This window comes from Pantoea sp. S61, from assembly GCF_016625145.1.
Classification (GTDB): Bacteria; Pseudomonadota; Gammaproteobacteria; order Enterobacterales; family Enterobacteriaceae; genus Pantoea; species Pantoea rwandensis_B.
In genome coordinates, this window is sequence record NZ_JACVUO010000003.1 from 182,495 (window position 1) to 199,324 (window position 16,830).

The following is a 16,830-nucleotide window of genomic DNA, read 5'->3' on the forward strand; positions in this document are numbered from 1 at the left end:
GTCTAATCATCAGGAAAAGAAACATGAAACCGGCTCCAACACCCGCTGAACGCGATGACTCTTTAGCCCTGCGTGCCGCCTGGCTGCATTACGTGGGCGGCCTGACCCAGGCTGAAGTCGCCAAACGTCTGGGATTACCGTCTGTCAAAACCCATCGCATGATTGCCAAAATGGTCGCGGAGGGTGCGGTGAAGGTGTCGATTGATGGCGATATCATGGCGTGCGTGGCGCTGGAAGATCAGCTGCGCGAAAAGCACGGACTGCGTTTTTGCCACGTTGCGCCTGACCTTGGTGAAGAGGGATTGCCGGTGCGAACGCTGGGTATGGCGGGTGCGGATTACCTGCGCAATCTCCTCACGTCGCAGCCTGCGATCACCCTGGGGCTGGGACACGGCCGCACCCTTTCCGCCGCCATTCATCAGCTCCCGCGCATTGACGCCCCGCATATGCGCTTCGTTTCGCTGCTGGGCTGTTTGACGCGCAACTATGCGCTCAATCCCCACGATGTCATGCATCGCATTGCCGAAAAAACCGGTGCGCAGGCGTATATGATGCCGGTGCCGTTCTTTGCCAATACTCAGGAAGACCGCGACGTGCTGCTTAAACAGCGCGGCGTCAGCGAAGTGTTTGCCATGGCCGCACAGAGCGAGGTGAAACTGGTGGGGATCGGCACCGTGGAACCGGCCGCGCAATTGGTGGAAGCCGGCATGATTGATGAAGCCGAGATCAACGATATCTCAGCTTCTGGCGCTGTCGGCGAGCTGCTCGGTCATTTCTTTGACGCCAGCGGGCAGATGATTCACAACAGCCTGACGGCGCGCACGCTGTCGGTGGATTTAGAGCTTGCCCACCGCGCCGAGATTGTGGCGCTGGTGGGGGGATTAAGCAAAGTCGACGCGATCCGCGCGGTATTGGCCAGCGGTTTGGTGACGGGATTAATTACCGATGAGTTAACGGCACAGGCATTGATCGCAGGCTAGAGTGGCTTCCATTCGTCCGCGAATAATCCAAAGACCCAATCGTCCCGCCATTCACCGGCGAGATGATAGCTTTTCCGCAAGGTGCCCTCCTGGTGGAATCCCACTTTTAATAGTGTCCTGCGTGAGGCTTCATTTCCTGCAGTCACAGTGGCAATCAGCTTGCGAAAGCCCAGTTCATTCAGCGCATAACGCGCGATATCGTGAAGTGATTCCGAACCCAATCCTTTGCCTTGAGCCTCTGCTGCCAGTAAAAAACCGACTTCCGCTATGCCTGCACCGCGATCAATCAATCCGGTGAGGCCTAACGGCGCAGAGTGCCCCTTTTCTATGATGACCAGACAGAGCCAATGTGCACTGCCTTTTTGCCAGCGTGGCAATCTTATCTCGAACCTGTCACGTCGAATCTCGTCTTCAGACTGCGGATCGGCCACATAGCGCATCACGCGCTCATCCTGTTGCAGCGAGAGAAAGAATCGCCAGTCATCGGCAGCTAACTGGCGATAGTGCAGTTTTTTAGAGGTGATGTTAGGGAACATTGAATCCTTCTTTATGACAATGATGATGGATCCTCACTGGCGGTGCCGCTAAATCAGCGTTAATTCCATTGGCTGCTGGCGCAATATCTCCTGAAACGCCGGGGACAGTTGGTTATCAGTGATCACCTGCTTAAAGGGCAATGTCGGCGCCAGGGCGAAAGGATGGATCTGACCAAATTTAGAGGAGTCGGTGAGCGCGACAGTGTGCGTCTGCTTTTCCATGATCGCGTTGACCACATCGCAGCGCAGCATATCGCGGCCGGTAAATCCGGTAACGGCATCCCAGCCGTCGATACCGATAAACGCTTTATGAAAATTGAGGTGCTGAATGCACAAACGCGTCAGCGGCCCAACCACGGACTCACTGCTTTTTTGGAACAGCCCGCCGAGAATGATCACATCACCGCCCTTTTCTCTCAACAATCCAGCGATGTAATGGCTTACGGTGATAATCGTGATATCACCGCGTTCACTCAGTTCGCGCGCCAGCAAAGCGTTAGTACTGCCGCCCTCGATAAACACCGTTTCACCCGCGTTAACCAGCGAAGCGGCGAACTCCGCGAGGCGTTTTTTGACGGCAAAGCGGGTCTGCATACGTGCACCAACATCATCGCTTTCTGGCGCCACGGCAGAACCGTGCACGCGGCGCAGAAAGCCGCCTTTCTCCAGAACATTCAGATCCTGACGCACCGTCACTTCAGAAACGCCGGTGGTTTGCGCCAGTTCATTAACGCTGACGCTGCCGCGTTCGCTGACCAGTTGGATAATGTGCTGATGACGTGCGTTCATAATGCCTGCTTCATTTTAAATTTTACTCAGCTTACCAGAAACTTACTCTAAGCCGAGACTGCGACGACCGTTGCGATTTAACGCGTCCAGGGTAAACCGGTCACGCCAGTGGGTTTCATAGTCCTCTTTCGGGAAATCACCCGGTGAAGCACCGGTGGCCAATGCCTGAGCAACCTGAGTGGCATAGGCAGCATTCTTCTCGCACAGGGGCGCAGCAGGGATGTACATCACATTGCCCCAACCCTGTTGATCCTCAACCGGAGCAACCGAGTGAATCACATCACAATGCCACCACACAGAATCACCCGCCTCCATGGCCGGAATCGAGCACAATCCCTCAATCAGTTCCGGATGCCACTGCTGTGAGATGGGCAGCACTTTGCCCGGTGCAACACCGCAAAGCTCATCCTCCGGCACATCTTTTAGCAGTGGACGCAGCAACAGATAAGCCATCGCTTCGGGTACGGGCACCACATGCAATAATCCCTGATGCAATTGCATATCAGACAGGGCTGTCCATCCCTGGAAAGTGCGGAAAACTGAACATTTGGTGGTCGTGCCGGCCTGATATTCGTTCACTTCGGTGCGATGTGCCGCATCCCAGGGATTGTATTGATCGAATTGGTTATTAAAAATTTTGCTGAACACCTGTTGGTAAGCCGGCAGTAACCAGCGTTCCAGCGCACCGGAATCAGTATGCGCGCCCAGCCCTTTTGATGTCGTGCCAGGTAAACGACGGCGAATGCGATCGGGGTAGATAATGCTGACATCAGGGTCAAACCAGCGCGTTCCGTTGGATTCGAAGGTCCACAGGCGATTCAGGAAGGATTGGGTTTGTGCCATGGCGTCGCTCTGGCGCGCAGACATCTGTGCTTCGCTCCAGTAGATCGGGTAAATTTCAGGACGTGATGCATCGAGGCTGCCAAAGAAGTTGTCACCCGGCCCCTTATAGACTTCATCGAAATCATTTTTATCAAGGTATTCCAGCATTGACGCATCCCAGCCCAGCGCCTGCTCGCGCGTAAAAGTTTGCTTCACAACCACACACCCGCGACGACGAATGTGATCCTTTACTTCATCGGAAATGCGCCCAGCGGCGATGTCATCCCAACGTACCTGTGGCCATGCCGTGCCGTTTCGCGCTTCCTCCTCGCGTGCTGCAGCAATTTCGCTGAGGATTTTGCTTCTGACCTGCTCAAACAGGCCCTCAACATCGCCGATTTGTGCTCTGAGCACGTGTTTCATCAAGCGGATAGGGTGCTTTGCATCTTCAGGTTGTTGTAAAGAGGTAAAAGATGTATTCATGTTGTCGCTCCAATTGTTTCGAATGAAACTTAGATAAGCTTCATTCATAACAACCTGACGATATTTCACCTAACCTCAGCGCACGATTTTATGAAATACATCACAAAAAACTGAGAAAAACGTCCAACCGAAAGTGCACCGGAGTGGCTCTCCGGTGCCGGGAAATGATGAGAAATGACGGGAAATAAAGAGAAAGAAGACGGTGGTGTGTGCGAACGAAATGGCCGGCCAGGTGCTATTCCAGCCAGGCGTGATAACGCTGATGGAGTTCAGCCAGGTTTTTTACATTGAGTTTGCGCATTGCAGACTGTTTTTGGCTGCTAATAGTTTTAATACTTTTGTCTTTGGCAACAGCAATATCCGTTACGGTACGGCCGCGATAGATGGAGCGGATGATCGTTCTTTCCGTGGTACTAAGTGAAAGCATCGCTTCTTCATACATTCTCGATGAGAATACCTGTCGAAGAGATGAACCCTTCTGCGGTGCAGTGGGTTTGACTTCAAATCCCCAAACTCGATGTTCAAGTACTGCCGTCACCGCATCTTCAACCTCGCGTTGATTGCTTTTCCTGTTTAATATCGCTTGCACACATGATTTTTTATATTTTTGTAATAGTCTGATATCCGATGCGCGGGTTAAAATGATGACAGATGCCGTGGGCAAGTAAGATTTTATCAGCATAGAGATAACATCTGCATTGCCAACCTCAGTGTCGATAATAATCAGATCTAAGTCTTTATCAATGATGTTGATCTGTTCATCATGAGTTTGGATGGGATGGTGAGTCACCGTCACAGCATTCAATGTTGTCAACATGGCGCGAATACCATAGTAGGTGATTGCGCTGGGTGTCATGATAGCGATATTTTTATTCTTGAGTTTGCTTGTTGTTATTTTAATGACGCTATGCATTGTTGATATTCCTCAATTGTAAACACGCCAATATGCAATTATTACAGATTCATCTGATCGATATTATCCGATGCCATGCGATTAATCCGATGCGCATATTATTCGCTAGATTGAAGGCTTTCAATAAGCTGGCGTAAATGTCACTTAAAAGTCACCAGCGTGATAATTATTTCTATATTAATCATATGGATAAACCTGTGACAAGGCTGTTACCTACCTGAATGGCATCATCAGAATGCCCTTTTGTCAGACCGTGTTATAATCAGCCGAATGAAAAGTGTGCGTTGAAGATGCACCATGGGGACCAGGCAGAAGTGACCATTATTTTTTTTACCGATACCGGTCTGATCAGGCTGGAAGATAAAGAGATTATTCTTAGCAGGCAAAGTAAACTATGCCTGACGTACATGTGTGAGCATGAAGGTAATATCGTTTCCAAAGAAGCCTTACATGACGCCTGCTGGAAAAATCATGGGGCTGTGGTCTCCGATAATACTGTACGACAAACCCTTTTTCGCATCCGGAAATCACTCGCTTCACTCGATGTGGAAGGTGAAATTCTTGAAACACTGGGATACATGGGATATCGCTTAAAACCCGGTTGCATTACCCTGGTATCAGACTCACAAAATTATTCGTTACCGGAATGCCAGGATAGTGTGAATCAAAAGCAAGAGACATCAGCGTTCTCGGTTTCTGATACATCGAAATCAGCCGTTAAGAATAAACCGGCGAACATAAAATTAAGGGCACTTACGCTGCTGCTCTGCTGCCTGTTCTTTATCGCGGGCGCTCTGATTCGTAGCCAACAACTTATCCACCCATTGCGATATGGCGAATCACTCCAGCTAAATGGGCACACCATTCTGTTTTCTCAATACGTGGAAAATGACAAACATGAGTCGGCAACGCGCGTGAATTACTGGCTTAACAAAATGCAGGTTTCCATTACGCCGCAAAGCAAAATCTACATTAATGCTGATCGTGGCAACGCGATTAATTTCTTTGTGTGCAATGGCGAAATTGAACTGGCGACAACCTTTTGCCAGACATTTGCGGTTATCGGGAGAAACCATCCATGAGAATGGCTTTTTCTGCGGCATGTTGCCTGTTGGCATTGTTGCTGGGTTGGTTTTCGCTGCCCTATTTTGTACGGCCATTTTCTGGCGATTGCCGGACCGAGACGTTTATTATCTATGATGAACCAGACCGGACCGTGGTAAGCCATGGCTATTGGGATATATTAAGCGGCAGTCGTGAAGGCCATCTTAATGCTTATCTGGCGTTTATGTCACCGCAGGGGTTGGAAAGCAGAATGAGTGTCGATCGCACTGTGAACCTGGATTATGACTACCACTCCGATTCCGTTACGGTATCCACCCGCAAATCTTTTCGCATTGCGGGTCCCGATACGCAAGATCCCGCTGTCGGGAAATATATTGATCCGTTGGCAGACGAGAATTTCACCGCCCGCATCTACCTGTTTAAAGTGGGAAACCAGGTCATTTCTGGCTTCCATTATCGGCCGCTTAACCGGTGTTTGAAACCTGGGTTTTGAGGCGAGTAAGACCGGTCGATCATTTGTTCTGGTAAAGATCCCAACGGTTGCCGTACAAATCCTCAAAAACCACAACCGTGCCATACTCCTCTTCGCGGGGTTCTTCACAGAAAGTGACACCATTGGCTTTCATTTGCTGGTAATCACGCCAGAAGTCGTCCGTTTGTAAAAACAGGAACACGCGGCCGCCGCATTGATTACCAATAAACCCTTGCTGGCGCTCATTCGATGCCTGCGCCAGCAGCAAGTTACAATCGCTCTGCGGATTAGGATTGACCACCACCCAGCGCTTGCCCGGCTGCGGGGTATCTTCGATTAAATGGAACCCCAGTTTTTGCGTATAGTATTCAATCGCGCGGTCATAATCATCGACCACAATAGCGACGTAACCCATTCAACGCTTTTGCGTTCTCATTCTGGTCTCCTTTATATTCTGAAGCGGAATCTCATATCAAAATCTACAAATAAAAAGCAGACCGAAGTCTGCTTATTCCCTTCACGCATTGCCACCCGCGACTTTGCGTAATGCCACCACTTCGGCGTGTTCTAACAGCGGTTCAAGATCCGCGAACAGTTTAACGATGTGTGGGGCATTCAGGTGCTTATCCAGTAATTCCTGGCTCGCCCACTCTTCAGTCCAGACAAAGCGGCGCGGATTTTTGCTATCGATGTTGAGCTGATAGGTAATACACCCTTCTTCGCGCAGCGTCTCTTCAATAACCCCACGAAATAATTGCTCAGCTTTATCTTCGCAACCCGGTTTTGCCGTTAGCAGTGCCACTACAGGAACGGTCATTTTCATCTCCCTTTTAAATAAAATAAGCCAAGCCAAACTAACGCAGCTTATTCCTGTTGTCAGTCTGAAAACGTGCGTTGCCTGATATGCCAGGTTCACGCCATAATTGCGAAAATAACGCAAGGAGTGTTGCATGCCAGAACTGTCAAGTTGGTTAGCGTTTTCATTAGTGGCATTGGGATTGGTGCTAACACCGGGCCCCAATATGATCTACCTGGTTTCACGTTCGCTGTGTCAGGGCAAACGGGCGGGTTATATTTCCCTCGGCGGCGTGGCGTTAGGTTTTGTGTTTTACATGCTGTGCGCGGCGCTTGGCATCACCGCCTGGCTATTGGCGGTACCCTGGGCCTATGACGCGTTGCGTTTCGGTGGCGCGCTCTATTTGCTGTATCTGGCGTGGCAGGCACTTAAGCCCGGTGGCCGCTCGCCATTCTCCGTGCGCGATCTCCCTGCCGACAATCCGCGTAAATTGTTCACCATGGGTTTCCTCACTAACCTCGCCAACCCAAAAATCGCCATGATGTTTCTGTCACTGTTACCGCAGTTTATTAGTCCGCATGACGGTAGCGTGCTGGCGCAGTCGCTGGTATTGGGCGTCACCCAAATTGTGATTAGCCTGACGGTCAATGCGATTTTCATTACTACCGCTGGCCAGGTGTCGACATTTTTACTGGCACGCCCAAGCTGGCAGCGCTTGCAGCGCTGGTTGATGGGGACGGTGTTGGCGGGAATGGCCGTTAAACTCGCTCTGGATGCACGAAAGTAGCGTGCCGTTTAACGTGGCGCGCCGGGGCGCGCCCATCCATCCGTTAATGACTCAACGCCTGAATGATGTTGTCCGCTGCCATGACGCGATCGTCATTTGGGAACCATTTATTCGCCAGCATAATCACCGCAATTTTCTGTGACGGAATAAACACCGCGTAGGTCGAGAAGCCATTAGTCGAACCGGTTTTGTTATACCACGCCTGTTGTGGCGCAGCCTGCGGTGGCGTGATCAACGTGGCCGACATCCCTTTCATGATGCGCTGGCCGCTGTTGCCGTCCACCAACTGCTGGGCTGAAACGGGCAGCGGATAGTATTCCCACATCATCGCCTGGGTAAACGCGGCGGTTTTGTAGTAGCCCTGATGCGTGGCGGCAATCGCCTGCTGCCACTCCGTCGCCACCTGCTGTTCATCGAGTTGGATCGCCAGCCAGCGAATCAAATCCGCTGATGTCGATTTCAGTCCATAGGATTCCGCATCCAATGGGCCTGGCTTCACACGCACTGGCTTGTCTTGCTTGTTATAACCTTGGGCATATTGGCCCATCGCCGACGCGGGCACCTGAATGTAAGTGTGATGCATGCCCATTGCAGGCAACAGTTGCTGTTCCATCGCGCGAATAAATGGCTGATGCAAACTTTTGGCGGCGATCATGCCGAGCATACCAATCCCGAGATTGGAGTAGACACGCTGGGTGCCCGGCTGAGCCGACGGCTGCCAGTTTTTGTACCAGTTCATCAACTGCTGCTGATTGGTGACATCGTCCGGAACAAACAGCGGCGTACCCGATGTGTGGGTCGCGAGGTTAAGCAGTGACACCTGATCAAAGGCACTGCCCTTCAGTTCCGGCAACCAGGTGCTGGCTTTATCACTAAATTGCAGTTTTTTCTGCTGAGCAGCATAGCTCGCCAGGGTGGCGGTAAAGGTTTTGCTGAGGGAGCCAATTTCGAACAAGGTCTGCGCGGTAATCGGCTGCCGGGTCTCTTTGGATGCCACGCCGTAATTGTAAAACTCGGTTTTGCCATCGTGCAAAATAGCCACCGCCATGCCCGGAATCTGATACTGCTCCATCAACGGTTTAATAATGGTGTCAGGTGAAGGGGTTTGTGCGAAAACGCTACTGCTGGTCAGCAAGCCAATCGCACCGACGATCTTCGAGAAATTCATGATAATCCCTTAATTTTAGTTAAGTCATTATTTTGACACGAAACTAATTTCAGCTCTAATTCAGATACGACTGCGTCCTCACACTTACACCGTCTTTGTGAGAGCAATCACAACTCTTGAAAATCCCATTAACGATAACTCCTTTTTACGTCAACGATTTAAATCTCACAATACGCTTTACCGCTACGGGTATGGAAAGGTGACACTCTTTCTTATTCAAGCGTGATCAGCCACATCTACCACAGCAGGTGTACTCGAAATGGCCGCGAGCCGGGGAGCAATCCATGGAGAATAATGCAACACGCGAGCAGCGACTCAGCGCTTTACGACAACGCACGTCGACACCGGTGCTCATTATTGGTGGCGGCATTAACGGCATCAGTACTTTTCGCGAGCTGGCATTACAAGGTATTCCAGCGATTCTGGTAGAAAAAGGCGACTGGTGTCAGGCGGCCAGCGGTGCCTTATCGCGCATGATCCACGGCGGACTGCGCTATCTCGAAACCGGCGAGTTTGCGCTGGTTAAAGAGTCGGTGATTGAGCGCGACCGGCTGCTGAAAAATGCCGCGCACTATGTTTTTCCGCTGCGCACCACCGTCCCGATCGATAATCTGGGGGGTGGGCTCATCAATGCCACGCGGCGCTTTCTGCGTCTGAGCGATAAACCCACGCGGCGTGGTGCACTGCTGATCAAAACCGGCCTCAGTCTTTACGATGTTTACACCAAACAGTACGGCTCCATGCCGAAACATCAGGTACGCGCCGAGGCGGCTACGCGCGACCGCTGGCCTGGGTTCGCCCCCTGGGTGAAATACAGCGCCAGCTACTACGATGCCTGGATCAGTGCACCGGAACGACTGGGTTATGAATTGATAGAGGATGCTGAGCGTGCTTGTCCGGACGCACTGGCACTGAATTATCTGCAACTGGTGAGTGCCGATGGCGAATCCGTTACCTTACAGGATGCACTCAGCGGTGAGCACTTTACTCTGCAGCCGCATGTACTGGTGAATGCCGGCGGCGCGTGGATAGATCAGCTTAATCATCGCCTGGCGCCCTCTGGGCATTTCACCAAACTGATTGGCGGGACCAAGGGTTCGCATCTGATCATCGATCACCCCGAACTGTTACAGATGCTCGATGGGGAAATGGTCTATTTCGAAAACCAGGAAGGTCGCGTCTGCATCATGTTTCCCTGGTTTGGCAAGGTGCTGCTGGGTTCAACGGATATTCGCGTTGACGACCCGGATAGCGTGGTGTGTGAGGAAGAGGAAAAAGCCTACATTCTTGAGTCGCTGCGCTTTGTTTTCCCTGACGTCGTGGTGCCGGAATCGTCCATTCTGTACACCTTCTGCGGTGTGCGTCCACTTCCGGCCAGCGACGCCAAAGTTAACGGGCAAATCTCCCGCAATCACTCGCTGGTGCTGCTGCCTCCCGCTGCCGCACATACTTACAGCCTGCTTTGTCTGGTCGGTGGTAAATGGACTACCTTCCGTCAGTTTGGTGAAGAGGCAGCGGACCGGGTCTTGCGTCTGATCGGAGAAAAACGCCGGGTATCGAGCGGCGATCTGCCGATTGGCGGCGGCCGCGATTTTCCAGCACCTTCCGGGCAAACCGCGTGGCTTACCCAGCTCGCACAGCAGTATTCCCTGCCACTGCCCCGCGTGTCGCAGTTAGTCCGCCGTTATGGCAGTCGTGCTCTGCCGATCCTGCACCTGATCCAGCAACAGGGTGAACAACCGCTGCAGCATCATGCAGGTTATAGCGCGCTGGAACTCCGTTACCTCATTGAGCATGAGCAGGTTCAGCAGCTTGAGGACCTGCTGGTGCGCCGCACCTCGCTGGCGATTTGCGGCGAATTAACCCCCGCACTGGTAGCAGAAATTGCTGAACTGATGGCTGACTTGCGCGGCTGGAACGCCACTCAACGACAACACCATTTACAAAGCAGCTGCGCCAGCCTGGCGCGTCAGCACGGTCTGACCGGCCTTAACCCCACTCTTTTTCAGGAGGAAACACGCCATGTTAGTCAGCAATAAAGTCCGCATGAATCGTCTGTTTCAACACGGCAAATGCCTTGATGTGGCCATCGACCACGGCATTGCTAACGAGCCTGATTTTCTGATTGGGCTGGAAAATATTGAGGGGGTAATGAAAAACCTGATTGCCGCACAGCCGGACGCGATTCAGGTGAATTACGGCCAGGCGGATCTGTTACAACAGGTCGCAGGCCGTAAGCCAGCATTGGTGATGCGCACGGATGTCGGTAACGCTTACAACGTGGCACGCCATCGTGAGATGTGGGCGGTGTTGCACAACCCTGATGAGCCCATCCTAGCTGCATTGCAGATGGATGCGGCTGCAGTGGTGGTGAATCTCTATCTGATCCCTGATGAACCCGGCATTTTCCGCATGTGCGTGGAGAATATCGGCCGTCTGCGTCAGGCGTGCGATCGTTACGCCATGCCGTTGATGATTGAGCCTCTGGTGATGGCCCCCGCCGGACAAGGTGCGGCTTATGGTTCACTCGGTGATGTCGGGAAAATCGTGCCGCTGGTGCGGTTGGCGCGAGAGCTTGGCGCTGACATCATCAAAGCCGATCCAACGGAAAATGTAGAAGATTTTCACCGCGTCGTGGAAGCGGCGCGCTGCCCTACGCTGGTGCGAGGAGGCGGTAAAGGTGAACTGGCACCGGTACTGGCGAAAAGCGCCGCGTTAATGGCACAAGGTGCCAGCGGCATGGTGTACGGCCGGAACGTGTATCAACACGATAATCCGTCTCGCGTGGTGAAAGCGCTGATGGCGATCATCCACCAGGGCGCCAGCGGCGCGGAAGCCCTGGACGTTTATCAGCAGGGTTGAGTTTTACCTGCACCGGCGCTTAAGCGGTGCGCCGTCTTCGTCTGTGAATCGGAGTCGGATATGAGTCAACTTCTCGGTATAGATGCCGGAAACACCATGATCAAAGCGGTACTGTTTGATCTCAGTGGCCGCGTGCTGTCGGTTGCCGAATGTGCGGGAGAAACCCACCAGCCGCAGGAAGGTTATGCGGAGCGTCCGGTAGAAGATATCTGGCACGGGGTCAGCGTGGCTGTCACGCGCTGCCTGCAACAGGCGGGCAGCGCGGCGAATGAGGTGATTGCCGTGGGCGCGGCAGGTCACGGTAACGGTCTGTATGCACTTGATAAGCAGCAACAGCCCTTGTTCGGCATTCAATCCATCGACCATCGCGCCATGGAAACCGTGCAGGACCTGGAAGCCAGCGGCGCCGATAAAGCCATCTATCAACTTTCGCTGCAGACGCCCTGGCCCGCTGCCACGCCCGTGCTGATAAGCTGGATTAAACAGCATCAGCCCGATCGCTGGGCGCAGATCGGCCATTTGTTGTGTGCTAAAGATGTCATCGCCCATTTCCTCTGCGGGGCTATCAGCGCGGAGGTTTCCGATGCCGCCGGGGCCGGATTAATCGATTATCGGCAGCGCAATTACAGCCGCGAGTTGATGGCGCTGTATGGCATTGAAGAGGCGCTTAACCTGCTGCCGCCTCTGCGCGAATCTTGTGCGGTGGTCGGACACGTGACCGCGCTCGCCGCGCAACTCACCGGATTACCGTCAGGCATTCCGGTGGTGGCCGGCATTTTCGATGTGGTGGCCAGCGCCATTGGTTCTGGCGTGGTGAAAACCGGAGAGGCTTCTATCGTCGCAGGCACCTGGAGCATCAATCAGGTGGTGGTCGATAAACCGGATTACCAGCGGCCCGTGTTTATGAATTCAATTATTGAAAATGATCGCTTTATGGCGATTGAAGCCAGCGCCACCTCGGCCGCCAATCTCGACTGGTTCCTGCGTGAGTTCGATGATGGCCGCGCTGGCAGCGGCGCGGCGCACAGCAGTGATACTGTGGCCCATGTTGAGCCCAACCCGCAGTTGCCGCTCTATCATCCTTACCTCTATTCCGGTCGTAAATCTGAACCCGCAAAAGCGGGGTTTTACGGATTGAGCGGCTGGCATACGCGCGCGGATATGCTGTTTGCGCTGTTTGAAGGCGTGATATTTGCCCATCGCGCGCACATCGATCGCTTGCGCGCGGCAGGGATCCCGTTTACCCACGCCATCCTCTCTGGTGGCGCGGCGCGCAGTTGTATCTGGCCGCAAATGTTTGCTGATGTGTTAGGGATTCCAATTCGCGTGGCGGAGTGCAAAGAGACTGGCGCGCTGGGTGCTGCGCTTTGTGCGGGCGTCGGCGTGGGTGTCTGGCCCGATCTGGCCACGGCGGCGCAGCACGCAGTACTCCTTAATCCCGGCGAGTTACAGCCACGCCCGGAACGCTTTGCGTTTCATGATGCACGTTATCGGGTGTTCAAAAGGCTGGAGCTGGCGATGAGCGAAATGTGGCATGAAGTCGGTTGAATTAGCTGGTTATTTTTATGCCAGGCGGTAATGTTGTGTTCTCGTCGAATTCAATAGGGATAGCGTCGTGCAGATCAATCAATTACCGTTTGGCATTACCGACTGGAGCACCCTCGAAACCGAAAAACATCCGGGCGACAGCGGGTTTGCGCTGTGGCGCACTCAGCGTTTTGGCGATATTCGTGTGCGCATGGTGGAGTATTCACCGGGTTATCTCGCCGATCACTGGTGCAGCAAAGGTCATATATTGCTGTGTCTGGAAGGCGAAATGATCACCGAACTGGAAGATGGCCGCACTTTTACTTTGACGCCGGGCGTGAGTTATCAGGTTGCCGATAATGCCGAAGCACATCGTTCCTCCACAACACACGGTGCGAAGCTATTTATCGTCGATTAGCTCCCGGGCCGTGGCTATGCACTGGGGATCTTCATACCGAATACGGTAGTCTGAGAAGATAATGCGCGGTTTGTTCTGACTATTCCGCTGTTGCTGCAGACATCGCGTTAACCCTCTCTACGCGCTTCGCGTTTGATCACCGTAACAAGAACCCAAATCCGTCAGTTGCGGGCACCGACGTATTGACGACGTCAGTGCCCGCGTCTGGATCACTTCGCCATGACGTACGCGGCGGTGAGATCGACGCGCTGCCAGAAGGATTGCTCAGCATTACCCGACAGCGGATAACCGTTTGGCAAGGCTGTTTTCACCATCAGGCGACGAATCTGCGCGTCAGACAGGTGCGGCAGCGCCGTTTTCAGCAGTATCTCTGCGCCCTGCGGTATCTGAACCGGCGTATTTTTCACATTGGCTTTGGGCAGATTGTAGCTCATCGTGAAACGATAGAATTGTTTCATATCCGGCGCGCGGTAAGGATCGTCCTTGCCGGTCGAACGTGCGCATTCAGCCAGTGAGGTGCCGCACTCTTTCTCTAACGCGGTACGCAATTGATCGCGCGCCTCTTTGAACAACACCTGATAGCGTGCATCGTTAAGGTAGGTCGCCACGTTGCGCTCTGCCACCATGCGTGAACCCATCACGTCCAGCGGATAATGCACGCCCAGCACCAGACGCGAATAACCGTAACGCGCGCCGCGTGTCACCAGCGCCTCAAAGCGTTCTGGCACCATTTCGGCCATCAGCAGCGCATCGGTATAACCGGTATTAGTGTGCCCGCTGGGGAACGATCCGCCGTCCGCGGTATATCGCACATTGTCTTTCACCACCACATCATCCGGTACCAGATGTATGGTGTTGCCTTCATGCAGGAACGGGCGCGGGTAGTTGAAATGTTTCTTAGCGGCGCTGGTGCTGACCTCACTGGCTTTAATCAGCGCAGCAGCTTTATTGATTTCACCTTTGTCATAAGCCGTGATGAAAGCTTTGCCGAGACGCGGCCCCATCGCATCAGACAGGAAATAGAGCGAGCTGATCGCCTCCGCATCCTGTAACGCCTGATGGCGCATGTTCTGCGTGGCATTCAGGTTGATATCGGTCACGGTGGCGCGGTTAGCCGTCAATACACTGTCTGGCAATGTGCTGAAACCTGATAACAGCGCGATGCCAGCCTGCTGATTTTGCTTGACGTTGAAATCGTAACCGCTGCTTTTGAGCCACGCTTTGTCTGCCTGCGTGCTGGTCTGTTTGGCTTTTTCCAGTTGCTCACGTTTCAGTGTCGCACTGTCACCTTGCAGCCAGGCGCGCTGAGCCTGTAGCGACTGCTGTTCCAGCTGCGTATAGCCTGGGGTTGAACCGGTTGACGTTTGCGCGGCCAGTGCCGCTGCCTGCGGCAGCGTTGCCGCATGAGCTTGTTGAGCGAGCAGTAAAACCGTTGCAATCAGTGTATAGCGGGTTTTCATTATTTTCCCCTGTTATCAGAATATTACCTTGCCGGGGAAACACGCTAGCACCCTGTTATGACAGATTTATTTCATTTATCGGCACTCGTTCGAACAGTTTTGCACGCAAATTTGTGCGAGCGATCCACAGCCACCGCCGTTGTCATTTTTGCATTGCGACTGCTGGATGTAGCAATTTTGCTGACATGACGAGAGGTCGCATTTGGCGGCGACCGGCGTCAACTGCGCCACCGGCACTTTCTTATCCGGTTGCCATTGGGTTTGCGCTATCGCACCGGCACTGAACAGCATGACCAACACTATTATCCACTTCATATGACGCTCCTCGCGAAAAGGTTCTACATAGTATGGCGTCTCCTCTGCCAAACGCCATATTGCAACATTCGATTCACCTTCGGCTTTTGGCGCCCTATTGTCGTGCAAATTGTTGCGCGATAACGGTGCAGCATAAACTTTGATGGGTCAGATATAATTCATTTAAATCAATGAAATACACAATAACCACGCGAAGAAAACTTAATGGTACGAAAGTTGCAGGAGACATCAGGTAGACAAAGGAGACAGTGATGAAAGCGATTGTGATTGGAGCGGGTATTGGTGGCATGAGCGCGGCGATTGCGCTGGAGAAAGCGGGATTCGAGACCGCCGTATTCGAAGCGGTTAAAGAGATGAAGCCGGTCGGCGCGGCCATCTCTATCTGGCCCAACGGCGTAAAATGCCTGAACGCGCTCGGCATGAAACAGCAACTGCAGGCTCTGGGCGGCAATATGGCGTTTATGGCCTATAACGACGCGCACACTGGCAGCACCCTGACCCGCTTTAGCCTGTCACCCCTGGTGCAGCAGGTGGGAGAATACCCTTATCCAGTGGCGCGCGCCGAGTTGCAGGCGATGTTGATTGATACCTATGGTCGCTCGCGTATTCAGTTTGGTAAACGCGTGACGCAGGTCGAGCAAAGCGCCACGGGCGTGACTGCATGGTTTGATGATGGCAGCCTGGCTGAAGGCGATTTCCTTGTCGCCGCTGACGGTACGCATTCCGTGATCCGCCACTATGTGTTGGGAGAACATGTCGAACGACGCTACGCCGGCTACGTTAACTGGAACGGTTTGGTCACCGTCGATGAAAGCATCGCCCCAGCCGATCAGTGGACAACGTTTGTTGGCGAGGGCAAGCGCGTCTCCTTGATGCCGGTGAGCGGCAATCGCTTTTACTTCTTCTTCGACGTGCCTTTGCCCAAGGGCTTAGCCGAAGATCGTTCCACTCTGCGGCAGGATCTGAAGAATTACTTCAGCGGCTGGGCCGATCCGGTGCAGCGTCTAATCGACAGTATCAATCCCGACACCACCAATCGGGTTGAAATTCACGACATTGAACCCTTTAGCCGTTTCGTCAAAGGTCGTGTGGCCTTGCTCGGCGATGCCGCCCACAGCACCACGCCGGATATCGGCCAGGGCGGCTGTGCCGCGATGGAAGATGCGGTGGTGCTGGCGCAGACGCTGGCCTCGCATTCGCTGGGTATCGAAGATGGATTGCAGCGCTACGAGGCGCGCCGCGTGGAACGCACCAAAGATTTGGTGCTGAAAGCACGCAAACGCTGCGATGTAACACATGCGAAAGATGCGGAAGTGACCGCCGCGTGGTATGCCGATTTGAAAAACGAAACCGGCGAGCGGGTGCTGGCCGGGATGTGTGACACCATTGAAGGTGGCCCGTTGGGTTAAAGCTTGGGCGCACCGCCTGGAATAACCC

At 53.3% G+C, this 16,830-nt stretch carries 18 protein-coding genes; 9 read left to right on the plus strand and 9 right to left on the minus strand.

Annotated elements, in window-relative coordinates:
• The first annotated feature begins 23 nt into the window (after positions 1-23).
• The gene (locus IAE30_RS08865; protein WP_038646961.1) at positions 24-980 is read left to right on the plus strand and encodes a sugar-binding transcriptional regulator; all 957 of its coding nucleotides are present in this window, start codon (positions 24-26) and stop codon (positions 978-980) included.
• On the opposite strand, the gene IAE30_RS08870 is transcribed toward IAE30_RS08865, so the two are convergent.
• The 4 genes from IAE30_RS08870 to IAE30_RS08885 form a co-directional block, all read right to left on the minus strand.
• Positions 977-1,516 (minus strand): GNAT family N-acetyltransferase, encoded by a 540-nt coding sequence (locus IAE30_RS08870; RefSeq protein ID WP_200679282.1) that lies wholly within the window; start codon positions 1,514-1,516, stop codon positions 977-979. The genes IAE30_RS08865 and IAE30_RS08870 overlap by 4 nt on opposite strands.
• 48 nt (positions 1,517-1,564) lie before the next feature.
• A complete protein-coding gene (locus IAE30_RS08875) occupies positions 1,565-2,305 on the minus strand; it encodes a DNA-binding transcriptional regulator YciT (RefSeq protein WP_200538666.1) in 741 nt (246 codons plus the stop codon).
• Positions 2,306-2,347: 42 nt separating this feature from the next.
• Complete coding sequence (locus IAE30_RS08880; protein WP_200679285.1) at positions 2,348-3,610, minus strand: DUF1479 domain-containing protein; 1,263 nt, start codon at positions 3,608-3,610, stop codon at positions 2,348-2,350.
• Between the two features lie 235 nt (positions 3,611-3,845).
• Positions 3,846-4,523 carry a LuxR C-terminal-related transcriptional regulator gene (locus tag IAE30_RS08885; protein WP_200679287.1) on the minus strand — a complete coding sequence of 226 codons (678 nt, stop codon included), beginning with the start codon at positions 4,521-4,523 and terminating at the stop codon, positions 3,846-3,848.
• A gap of 314 nt (positions 4,524-4,837) precedes the next feature.
• Here IAE30_RS08885 and IAE30_RS08890 point away from each other — a divergent pair, with 314 nt between their 5' ends.
• Both IAE30_RS08890 and IAE30_RS08895 read left to right on the plus strand, forming a co-directional pair.
• Entirely contained in the window at positions 4,838-5,605 is a 768-nt protein-coding gene (locus IAE30_RS08890) for a winged helix-turn-helix domain-containing protein (RefSeq protein WP_200679289.1), read from the plus strand.
• Entirely contained in the window at positions 5,602-6,081 is a 480-nt protein-coding gene (locus tag IAE30_RS08895; RefSeq protein ID WP_038646951.1) for a hypothetical protein, read from the plus strand. Before IAE30_RS08890 ends, IAE30_RS08895 begins: the two co-directional genes overlap by 4 nt.
• 19 nt (positions 6,082-6,100) lie before the next feature.
• On the opposite strand, the gene IAE30_RS08900 is transcribed toward IAE30_RS08895, so the two are convergent.
• Entirely contained in the window at positions 6,101-6,475 is a 375-nt protein-coding gene (locus IAE30_RS08900; protein WP_200679291.1) for a VOC family protein, read from the minus strand.
• Between the two features lie 102 nt (positions 6,476-6,577).
• Positions 6,578-6,877, minus strand: coding sequence for a putative quinol monooxygenase (locus IAE30_RS08905; protein WP_038646947.1), 300 nt, complete (start codon positions 6,875-6,877; stop codon positions 6,578-6,580).
• A 133-nt stretch (positions 6,878-7,010) separates the two neighbouring features.
• Between IAE30_RS08905 and IAE30_RS08910 the strand changes: the two genes are divergently transcribed.
• Positions 7,011-7,643 carry a LysE family translocator gene (locus IAE30_RS08910; protein WP_200679293.1) on the plus strand — a complete coding sequence of 211 codons (633 nt, stop codon included), beginning with the start codon at positions 7,011-7,013 and terminating at the stop codon, positions 7,641-7,643.
• A gap of 43 nt (positions 7,644-7,686) precedes the next feature.
• Here IAE30_RS08910 and ampC read toward each other — a convergent pair whose 3' ends face one another.
• Positions 7,687-8,814, minus strand: a complete 1,128-nt coding sequence (gene ampC, locus IAE30_RS08915; protein ID WP_370585539.1) for a class C beta-lactamase — start codon at positions 8,812-8,814, stop codon at positions 7,687-7,689.
• A 281-nt stretch (positions 8,815-9,095) separates the two neighbouring features.
• Here ampC and IAE30_RS08920 point away from each other — a divergent pair, with 281 nt between their 5' ends.
• The 4 genes from IAE30_RS08920 (at position 9,096) to IAE30_RS08935 (ending at position 13,618) form a co-directional block, all read left to right on the plus strand.
• Positions 9,096-10,850, plus strand: coding sequence for a glycerol-3-phosphate dehydrogenase/oxidase (locus IAE30_RS08920; protein WP_200679297.1), 1,755 nt, complete (start codon positions 9,096-9,098; stop codon positions 10,848-10,850).
• The gene (locus IAE30_RS08925) at positions 10,834-11,673 is read left to right on the plus strand and encodes a class I fructose-bisphosphate aldolase (protein WP_200679299.1); all 840 of its coding nucleotides are present in this window, start codon (positions 10,834-10,836) and stop codon (positions 11,671-11,673) included. Before IAE30_RS08920 ends, IAE30_RS08925 begins: the two co-directional genes overlap by 17 nt.
• A gap of 60 nt (positions 11,674-11,733) precedes the next feature.
• Positions 11,734-13,221 (plus strand): FGGY-family carbohydrate kinase, encoded by a 1,488-nt coding sequence (locus IAE30_RS08930; RefSeq protein ID WP_200679300.1) that lies wholly within the window; start codon positions 11,734-11,736, stop codon positions 13,219-13,221.
• A 67-nt stretch (positions 13,222-13,288) separates the two neighbouring features.
• The gene (locus IAE30_RS08935; protein ID WP_045833384.1) at positions 13,289-13,618 is read left to right on the plus strand and encodes a DHCW motif cupin fold protein; all 330 of its coding nucleotides are present in this window, start codon (positions 13,289-13,291) and stop codon (positions 13,616-13,618) included.
• Between the two features lie 209 nt (positions 13,619-13,827).
• On the opposite strand, the gene IAE30_RS08940 is transcribed toward IAE30_RS08935, so the two are convergent.
• Both IAE30_RS08940 and IAE30_RS08945 read right to left on the minus strand, forming a co-directional pair.
• On the minus strand, positions 13,828-15,078 hold the full coding sequence (locus IAE30_RS08940; protein ID WP_200679302.1) for a phosphatase PAP2 family protein: 1,251 nt from the start codon (positions 15,076-15,078) through the stop codon (positions 13,828-13,830).
• 75 nt (positions 15,079-15,153) lie between these two features.
• A complete protein-coding gene (locus IAE30_RS08945; RefSeq protein WP_200538660.1) occupies positions 15,154-15,393 on the minus strand; it encodes a hypothetical protein in 240 nt (79 codons plus the stop codon).
• 251 nt (positions 15,394-15,644) lie between these two features.
• Here IAE30_RS08945 and hpxO point away from each other — a divergent pair, with 251 nt between their 5' ends.
• A complete protein-coding gene (hpxO, locus tag IAE30_RS08950) occupies positions 15,645-16,802 on the plus strand; it encodes an FAD-dependent urate hydroxylase HpxO (protein ID WP_200679310.1) in 1,158 nt (385 codons plus the stop codon).
• Positions 16,803-16,830: the final 28 nt, after the last annotated feature.